The 8,489-nt window shown below is 67.8% G+C and carries 10 protein-coding genes; 5 read left to right on the top strand and 5 right to left on the bottom strand.

What is annotated here, in order from left to right; translation table 11 throughout:
* Positions 1-1,730, top strand: a 1,730-nt coding sequence (locus tag AB0J09_RS47635; protein WP_360706967.1) for a CHAT domain-containing protein, incomplete at its 5' end; no start/stop codon positions are given.
* Between the two features lie 65 nt (positions 1,731-1,795).
* Here the strand turns inward: AB0J09_RS47635 and AB0J09_RS47630 are convergent.
* On the bottom strand, positions 1,796-2,176 hold the full coding sequence (locus AB0J09_RS47630; protein WP_360706964.1) for a helix-turn-helix domain-containing protein: 381 nt from the start codon (positions 2,174-2,176) through the stop codon (positions 1,796-1,798).
* A 209-nt stretch (positions 2,177-2,385) separates the two neighbouring features.
* Between AB0J09_RS47630 and AB0J09_RS47625 the strand changes: the two genes are divergently transcribed.
* Positions 2,386-2,790 (top strand): RidA family protein, encoded by a 405-nt coding sequence (locus AB0J09_RS47625; protein ID WP_360706961.1) that lies wholly within the window; start codon positions 2,386-2,388, stop codon positions 2,788-2,790.
* Positions 2,791-2,943: 153 nt separating this feature from the next.
* Positions 2,944-4,299: an MFS transporter gene (locus tag AB0J09_RS47620; RefSeq protein WP_360706958.1), complete on the top strand. Its 1,356-nt coding sequence runs from the start codon at positions 2,944-2,946 to the stop codon at positions 4,297-4,299.
* Between the two features lie 127 nt (positions 4,300-4,426).
* Here AB0J09_RS47620 and AB0J09_RS47615 read toward each other — a convergent pair whose 3' ends face one another.
* On the bottom strand, positions 4,427-4,813 hold the full coding sequence (locus AB0J09_RS47615) for a MarR family transcriptional regulator (RefSeq protein WP_360706956.1): 387 nt from the start codon (positions 4,811-4,813) through the stop codon (positions 4,427-4,429).
* 122 nt (positions 4,814-4,935) lie between these two features.
* On the opposite strand from AB0J09_RS47615, the gene AB0J09_RS47610 reads away from it, so the two are divergent.
* Complete coding sequence (locus tag AB0J09_RS47610) at positions 4,936-5,766, top strand: SAM-dependent methyltransferase (protein WP_360706953.1); 831 nt, start codon at positions 4,936-4,938, stop codon at positions 5,764-5,766.
* Between the two features lie 19 nt (positions 5,767-5,785).
* On the opposite strand, the gene AB0J09_RS47605 is transcribed toward AB0J09_RS47610, so the two are convergent.
* Positions 5,786-6,673 (bottom strand): alpha/beta hydrolase, encoded by an 888-nt coding sequence (locus AB0J09_RS47605; RefSeq protein WP_360706950.1) that lies wholly within the window; start codon positions 6,671-6,673, stop codon positions 5,786-5,788.
* Between the two features lie 132 nt (positions 6,674-6,805).
* Between AB0J09_RS47605 and AB0J09_RS47600 the strand changes: the two genes are divergently transcribed.
* Positions 6,806-7,186 carry a helix-turn-helix domain-containing protein gene (locus AB0J09_RS47600; RefSeq protein WP_360706947.1) on the top strand — a complete coding sequence of 127 codons (381 nt, stop codon included), beginning with the start codon at positions 6,806-6,808 and terminating at the stop codon, positions 7,184-7,186.
* Between the two features lie 22 nt (positions 7,187-7,208).
* Here the strand turns inward: AB0J09_RS47600 and AB0J09_RS47595 are convergent, their stop codons facing one another.
* Positions 7,209-8,090, bottom strand: coding sequence for a hypothetical protein (locus AB0J09_RS47595; protein ID WP_360706944.1), 882 nt, complete (start codon positions 8,088-8,090; stop codon positions 7,209-7,211).
* A 36-nt stretch (positions 8,091-8,126) separates the two neighbouring features.
* On the bottom strand, positions 8,127-8,489 hold a 363-nt coding region (locus tag AB0J09_RS47590; RefSeq protein WP_360706941.1), incomplete at its 5' end, for a DUF429 domain-containing protein.

The raw sequence follows: 8,489 nt of genomic DNA, 5'->3' as shown, positions 1-8,489 counted from the left end.
ATCCGGCGCTGGCACCCCGCGCCGGCCAGCTCGGCCTGGCGCTGAACGAGAGGTACGAGAGCCGCGGCCGCGGCCGAGATCGTGACAGCGCCATGGCCGCCTTCCGGCTGGCGGCCGGGGCGAGCTCGGCCGGTACTCTGCGCCGCCTGGTGGACACGCGCATGCTCGCCGGGTACTGCCTGCGTCATGGCAGCCCGGTCGAGGCGTTGGAGCACTACCGCGCCTGTGTGCAGGAGCTGCTGCCGCTGGCCGCCTGGCGCGGCCTCGACCGTACATCCCAGGAGAACCAGCTCAAGCAGATAGGCGGGCTGGCCGGTGAAGCGGCTGCCGCCGCACTGGTCTGCGACTCGCCCAGGGCGGCCGTCCAGCTACTGGAACAGAGCAGGAGTGTGCTGTGGGCCCAGTTGCTTGAAACGAGAAGCGACCGCACCGAACTGCGTGCCCGGCATCCGGAGCTGGCAGCCGAGTTCGACGAGGTGAGCGCCATCCTGGACGACCGCGGCGACCCGCAAGCCGCCGGCTCGCTCCAGCCCGGCGAGCTCGGCCCGCTGGGGCACCTCACCCCGCATCAGGAGGCCGATCGGCGGCGCCACGCCACGGCCCGGTTCAGCGAGTTGCGCGACCGGGTCCGAGAACTGCCCGGCTTCGCGGCGTTCCTGCGGCCCCCCGACTTCGCGACCCTGCTGCGGACCGCCGACCAGGGGCCCGTCGTGATCGTCAACGTGGACCGCCTCCGCTGCGACGCGTTGCTGCTCACCACAGGTGGGCTGCGCGTACTCCCGCTGCCCAGGCTCAGCAAGGACGAGGCCACCCGGCGAGCACACGCCTTCCACCAGGCCCTTGCCGTGGCCTCCCAGGGTCCTGCGGCCTGGATCGCCGCGACACAGACCGTGCTGGCCACCCTGGAGTGGCTGTGGGACGCCGTGACGCAGCCGGTCCTCGACGCGCTCGCACTGCCCGGGGTATCCAGGATCTGGTGGTGCCCGACCGGGCCGCTGGCCACGCTGCCGCTGCACGCCGCCGGCCGGCACCGTCCTGGGGGCACCGCCACGTGGGCCGGCGAGTATGTCGTCTCCTCCTACACGCCCACCCTGCAAGCCCTGCTTCGCGCCAGGAACACGCCTCCTGCGCCGCCGTCCGCCACGACCTTGGTGACGGCGCTGAGCGTCACACCTCGCCCGGACGGCCGTTACCCCGACCTGCCCCATGTCCCCATCGAGGTGCAGGCGATCCGGGACGCCCTGGGGGCACGCGCCGTCGTGCTGGAGGAGGCCGCCGCCACCCGGCGGGCGGTGCTCGACGCCATTCCGGCGCACCCGCGAGTCCACTTCGCCTGCCACGGCGACCAGGATCCCGGCCGGCCTTCGGCGAGTCATCTGGCGCTGCACGACGCCGACCTGACCGTGCTCGATCTGACCACCGTGGGTGTGGACGGCGGCGATCTGGCTTTCCTGTCGGCCTGTGAGACCGCCCAGGGCGACACCGCCCTCACCGACGAGTCGATCCATCTGGCCGCGGCGTTCCACCTGGCCGGCTACCGGCACGTCATCGGCACCCTCTGGACGCTGAACGACGCCACCGCCGCCAAGGTGGCCCAGGACGTGTACGAGGAACTGACCCGAAATGACGCCACAGAACCGGCTCTGGCGTTGCACCGCGCGGTCACGCGCCTACGTTCCGAGTCCGGCAGCCCGATGGCTTGGGCACCCTTTGTCCACATCGGGGCCTGACGGCAATACCGGGTAGCTGTACGCGCGTGGAGCCGGTCGTGGTGGCGGCGATGTCCGCTACCGCATCAAGCGTCGAAGCGGCGGCGAGCGGTCTCGATGTGGCCGAAGTACTGGTGGGTCCAGCCGCAGATGAGATCGACCGTTGCACGCAGGGCTTGGCCCGGCTCGGTGAGGGTGTACTCGACCTGCGGCGGCACGGTGGGGTACACCTTTCGCTCGGCCAGGCCGTTGCGCTCTAGCATGCGCAGGTTCTGGGTGAGCATCTTGTGGCTGATGCCCTCGACCTCGTTGCGCAGCTCGGTGAAGCGGAGGGTGCGCTCACCGAGAGCCTCGATGATCAGCAACGCCCACTTGTTGGCGACATCCGAGAAGATCTCTCGCGCCAGGGAATCCGCGCGCCTCAGGTCCGCTTCGTCGGACGAGCCTGTGAACTGCTTGGTCACCATCACGTTCCCCAGTCACTGAGAAGTGCGTTCTTCCACGTCAGCGAATACTCTCCTATGGTTTCTGAGTAACTGCAAGAGAGCACGGGCGTCTTGGTTCGGCGGACGTGGGCCCCCGGTGCCCAGACACTGAACAGATGCTCTTGACCACTGAGCGCCGAAGTGGCCGGCTACGGCGCTCGGTTGCCTTCGAAGACTGACTAGGAGATCTCGTGGCTGTTTCGCTCATCAACCCTGATAGGCATGTCCGAATCCCGATCTACCACCACGTCGCGGTGGCGACGGGGAGCAGGCAGGTCCACATCGCTGGACAGGTCGCCTGGGACGAGAACGGCGAACTCGTGGCACCGGGCGATCTCGCCGGGCAGGTCGCCCAGGTCTACCGCAACGTCGCCAAGGCGCTCGATGCGGCAGGAGCAACGTTCCACGACGTCGTCCGCTTCACGTGGTACGCCGCAGGCTGGAAGAGAGAGATGTACAACGCCTTCAACGCGGGCATCGAACAGGCGGCCCGCGAGTTCGATATCTCCACGCCGCCGGCTGCGCTGATCGGGGTGGACATCCTTTTTGAGCCCGGCATTCTCATTGAGGCCGAAGTCACCGCAATCATCGATTGAAGACGGTCACGCGGAGGGAGGGCCATCCCGCCACTGTGCCAATGGCCGGCGGGTCTTGTCGATGCCGATGCGCCGTACGGGTGCGTCGGGCGCGACTTTGGCGCGTCCGCAGGCCCAAGGCCCTCCGAGAGGCTCGCAGAGGATCTTCTGGCTGTGCCGCTGGATCTCAGTGGTACGACGTTGAGGGACGAACGGGGACCGGTCCCGGATAAGAGGAACGCGCCTTCACTGACATTTGATGTCAGTGAAGCTCCGGAGACTATGCGCATGCCCGTTCAAATCAACCACCGCTCCACTATGCGACTGCTCATCGCTGCGGCCTTCACAACCGCGCTTGGCAACAATATTCAGCTCATCACCGGAGCGCTGCTGCTGGCCAGGGAACAGCAGAACATGATGGCCGTGGGCTGGTTGTTCATCGCGGTCGCGCTGCCCCAGGCTGTCCTGTCTCCGTACCTGGGACGACTCGCGGACCGCCTGGATCGCCGCATTCTGTGGGTCGCTTGTGACACGGTAAGCGCGATCGTCACCCTCGGCCTGCCGCTGTGGCTGGCCGCGGGCGGTGCGAGCGAGGTCGGCATCTACACCGCGAACTTTGCGCTCGCCCTGGTCAGCGCGATCTTCATTCCGGCGAGCGCGGCGCTGATCAAGGAACGGGTTCCCGCTGGTACGGTCCTGCGCCGTTTCAATGGCCACTACGAGATGGCCACTCAGGCCGGCATGCTGTTGTCCGCGACCGTCGGCGGGCTCGCCCTCCAGGTCTTCGGCGCCGTACCCCTGCTCGTCTTCAACGCGGGCACCTTCGCCGTGTCCGCCCTGTGTGTGGCCGCCACCGGCCGAACCAGGGCTGTCACCGGCCTCGACTCCCAGCCAGTAGACGTCACGGGCACGAACCACCTTCCGCTTCCGATGGGCAGCCTGATCCTTCTGTACGCGCAGGGCAGTGTCGTGGTCACTGTCTTCAACGCGCTCTTGCCCACGTACGTCTTGCTCGAGCTCAATCGCGGCGCGGGCACCTTCGGCGTCATAGACGCTCTGGGCAGTCTCGGCTTCCTTGCCGCCGCTGCCGGGTACCGGCTGTTCGCCCAGCGGTACTCCGATTCGCGCATCGCCGTGGCAGGTTTCCTCGCGTGTAGCCTGCTCATCGTCGTTCAGGGGCAATTGGGTGTCACCGGACTGGTCGTGCTGGTCCCCATCGGTGCGTTCGTCTTCGGCCAGGCCAGGATCTCCTCGCGAAATTTGCTGATGGCCCGGGCCGGTCGTGCGGATGTCGGCCGGGTCTTCGGTCTCGCCAACGGCGGGGGGCTCGCCGCGACCATCACCGTCATGCTGCTCGTGGCTACCGTCACCGATCACACGGGTGTGGGATTCGGTTTCGCCACCCTCGGTGTGTTCGCGCTCCTGTCCACGATCTGGGCACTGGTGCTCCAGCGACGTGCCCTCCGGGTGACCGAAGCAACTGCATCACCAGCCGAGCAGACCGACGGTGACGGCGCCGTGCTCCGGTAGCCCACGGCCGAGACGGACCGGATCCGCCGTCGGCGGGTCCGGTCCGGGGGCAATGCTGACACGCGGCTGCGCCACCGCCTCATTCCTTTGGCCGTAGGAGTGGAGAGACGCTGGTCGTGGGCGCCGGTCACAGCAGGATGCCGGCCAGCTCCTCCAGCAACTCAGCCGTCCGGCGAGCCCGGCCGGTGTCGCCGATGGCGCGGCCGATCACCTGGTCGACGCTGCGGGCTGCGCGGCGGGTGACCGCTTGAAGGACTCCGTCGGCCACTCGGACCCGGGTGCGCCGCCCGTCGCTCGGGTCGGTCTCGGCTTCCACCAGTCCACGCGCTTTGAGGCGCGATACCGACGCGGACACGTGGCTCTGCACAAAGCCTGTCCGCTGGTGGATCTCGCTGATCGAGCTGGCGGGGTGCTTGATCACGTCTTCCAGGACTGCGGCCTCTCCAGGAGTGAGCGACAGGTCGCCGGCCTCGCCGGTGACCTGTGAGGAGAGCTCGATAAGGCGCTTCCCCAACCGGTGCAACTGTCCGCCATCCATACGCGAAGACTACATCGCTGCCGAAATATCGTTAGCGATGTATCGTTAGCGATGAACGAGAGGAGGCGGCGATGGGACCACACGGCTCACTGAAGGGCGTGGCCAAGACGGCGCTGGGGGTGGCGATGGTGAGGGCACGCGAAAGCCTCAGGGACGACCGGCTGTTCAACGACCCGTACGCTCAGAGATTCCTGGACGCTGCGCCCCAGGCCTTCCCCGAGGAGCCCACATCCGCCGAAGACCTTGCGGAACTGGGGCCGCTGGCGTCCTTGGGCGCCGTGTTCGCCTTCCATGGAGTACTTCGCACGCGGTTCTTCGATGACTATCTGCTCACCGCCACGGCCGCCGGTTGCACACAGGGGGTTCTACTCGCCGCCGGGCTCGACACGCGTGCCCTACGGCTTCCGTGGCCGGGCGGTGTGAGGATGTTCGAACTCGACCTCCCCGAGGCGTTCGCCTTCAAGGAGGCGGTACTGGCCGGATGCGATGCGGTGCCGACGTGCGAGCGCAGCGTTCTTCCGGTCGATTTGCGCGATAGCTGGACGGGCGAGCTGGTCGCGGCCGGGTTCGATCACGCCGCTCCGACAGCGTGGCTGGCGGAGGGGCTGCTGGTCTACCTGACGGCCGATGAGGCCGTGCGTCTGCTGACAGCAGTCGGCGAGCTGTCCGCGCCGGGCAGCCGACTAGCCTTCGAGCATGGCGACATCGCAGGCTCCATGCTCCTCGCCCAGGCTCGTGGCATGGCGGCGATGGACCCGTACACATCGCTGTGGAAGGGAGGACTGGGCAAAGACGCTCCCAGCTGGCTCCACCGGCACGGCTGGCAATCCCAGATTCACGATCTTGCCGAACTCGCCGCCTGCTACGGCCGTCCCGCCCCCGGTCCTGCGAGCGGAGGTTTCCTCACCGCCGTTCGTACCCGTCGCTGAGCGGTTGTGGCAGGAGCGGTCATGCGTGCTGGTCGGCGGCGAGGAAGGATGACAGCAGCGGGAGCAGAGCGTGGGGGCGGTCGAGCGGGATGATGTGGCCGCAGTCCTCGATGAAATGGCCGGTGAGGTCGTCGGTGATGGGTCGCAACTGCCGCTCGAGGGCGGTGCCGACGGGGTGGGAGCCGATGGCCATCGTGGGCACGGTGAGCCGGTGAGAGTCGACGGCGTCCTGGATCTGTCGTGCGCTGGTGGGCAGGGCTCGATAGTAGGAGAAGGCACAGCGCAGGGCGTCGGGCTCGGTGTAGGCGCTGACGAAGGCGTCTCGGATCCGGCGTGGCACACCGCGGCCGTGGGTTCCGGTGGTGAGGAACCAGTCGATGTAGTCGGCTTCGTGCCCGGTCAGGACCGTCTCGGCGAGATCTGGAACCGAGTGGAAGCCGAACCACCACGGTGGCCCGTCGGTGAGGAAGTCCTCGGCGCCGGGCAGCCGGCCCAGCAATGACTCCATGAGGACCAGCCGTCGTACGCGGGTGGGCCGTCGCATGGCCAGCAGGAAGGCCGGAGGGGCGCCCGCGTCGATGCCCACGACCGCCGCCGATGGTTCTTCCAACGTGTCGAGGAGTTCTTCGGCGTCGATGGCGAGGGTGCCGGCGTCGTAGCCGTCCGCTGCTTTCGTCGTGCCGCCGAGCCCTCGCAGGTCGGGGGCGATGACACGGTATCGCCCGGCGAGGCCGGTGATGACCTCGGTCCACAGTCGCCAGGTGTGCGGGAAGCCGTGCAGCAGCAGGACGGCGGGCCCGTCCCCGGCGATCGCCACGTTGATCTCGATGCCGTTGGCCGCGACCCGGCGTAGGGAGGTCTCGGGGGTGGAGTGGTGGATGGCGGGTGCAGGGGCGGCGCCAGGCATGATCTCTCCGAAGTCGGTAACCAGTGGTTACCACCAGAGATTAGGTAACCTCCTCTATGAGGCCAAGACGGCACTTTCTCGACAGGTGGTGAGCTGCAGGTGACCTCCTCTCCAGCCGGTACGGCGAAAGGCGTGCGCGGTGACCTCTTCGATCCTGAGTGCCCGACCCGTCGATTGCTGGATCGCATCGGCACGAAATGGACGTCCATGGCGGTCAAGGTCCTCGCGCAGGCATCCCCGCAAGAGGTGCGCTTCGCGGAGCTTCGGCGGCGGATGCCCGGTGTGTCGCAGAAGATGCTGTCCGCCACCCTGCAGAGCCTGACCCGCGACGGCCTGGTTGCCCGTCGCGTCGAGCCGACCGTGCCGCCGCGCGTGCACTACCGGCTCACCGACCTGGGTCTGTCGCTCGAGGTCGCGCTCGCCGCCGTCAGGGCCTGGGCCGAGGAGAACATGGCCGAGATCGACCGCGCCAATGCGATCAGCCAAAGCCAGGCCGACGACGCCGACGCGTAGCTACATATCGTGCGGAACAGCCTCATTTGCTCTTCTTTTCCGTCCACGGCTCGTACGTGCTGTCCCCCGGGAGCACCCAGACCGCTGCATCAGGCCTTGCGATCGTCCGTAGCAGCTTCGCCTTGCCGGTCGCCTTCGAGACCCGGTAGATCGCCACCCCCGTCTTGGTCTTCGATCGGACGATCACGTGTCCCGCCTGGTCGAAGTCCAGGTCGTCGATGTACTGCCCGCGCGGCAACCGCACGGTGACCGTGCCGCTCGCTCGGCCGGTACGCAGGTTGAGCATGCGCAGCTTGCGGTACTTGGGGTACCTGCCGACCGGCACCGCCGTCGTGACGTAGTCATTCGCCAGCGCCGTCGGCCCCAGGCGCGTCTTCAGCCGCAGCCGGGTGCGCAGCCCTCGGTCGAGCAGCGTCAGCCGTTCCCCGTCCAGCAGCAGCCGCTTGCCGTCCGGGCTGAATCCCACGAATCCCCACTGATCCGTCTTTCCTGGAGGCGGCAGCACCTTGCCTTTCCGCAGGTCCGCGAAGACTCCCAGCCCTGGGCCCGAGGTCCCCGTGACCACGTAACTGCCGTCGTCCGACACCCACGGCCACTCCTCGCCGATCGTGTCCGTCGTGTACTGCCGTGACACGACCCTTTCCTTGCTGCTCAGAGTCCGCTCGACGAACCGCCCATCCGATTTCCGGAAATAGAGGAAATGCCGCCCATCCCCACTGACCAGGAACGGCGCCCGGGTACCGGCATTGACCGCGTCATCAGGTGCCTTGGCGAGCGCCTCCGGCACCTCCACCACGTCTCCGTCGGTGAGCACCAGTTCCCAGGTCTGTGTCAGCTGCGCGTACGCGATCGTGGTCGGCGTGGCAGCCGCCGCAGGCTGTGCGATCAGTGTTACGGGGGTCAAGAGAAGTGTCGCCAGAGCCCTACGAAATCTCATGCATCATGAGATGTCAGATGTTCTCAGAATGTTCAGGGTCGTGGTGGGTAGGGCGATCCAGCCCTCCGTGGACGCCACGCCGGACTGCTCCCCCGTCGGTACGGTCACCAGGCCGAGGGCTGATGCGCGTGCGGCGAGTGCGGAGACGACGGCGTCGGTGGCGTCGTCCGAGGCCCGGCAGAGCGGCTCGTACTCGCCGAGGTCCAGCCAGGGCGCCGACTCCAGCAGCCGGTTCACGAGAAGGCCCAGCTCGGTGAGGTTGGCGGCACGCTTGTAGCCCCGGTACGGCAGTCCCCATCGCTTGAGGCAGGCCGCCGGATAGACCTCCACGACGGCCCCGGCGCCGCGCCGGTCGACCGGCCGGCC

The organism is Nonomuraea sp. NPDC049784, from assembly GCF_040659615.1.
In the GTDB taxonomy this organism is placed as follows: domain Bacteria; phylum Actinomycetota; class Actinomycetes; order Streptosporangiales; family Streptosporangiaceae; genus Nonomuraea.
Note: the sequence above shows the minus strand (reverse complement) of the source record. Positions and strands in the feature narration are given on the sequence as shown.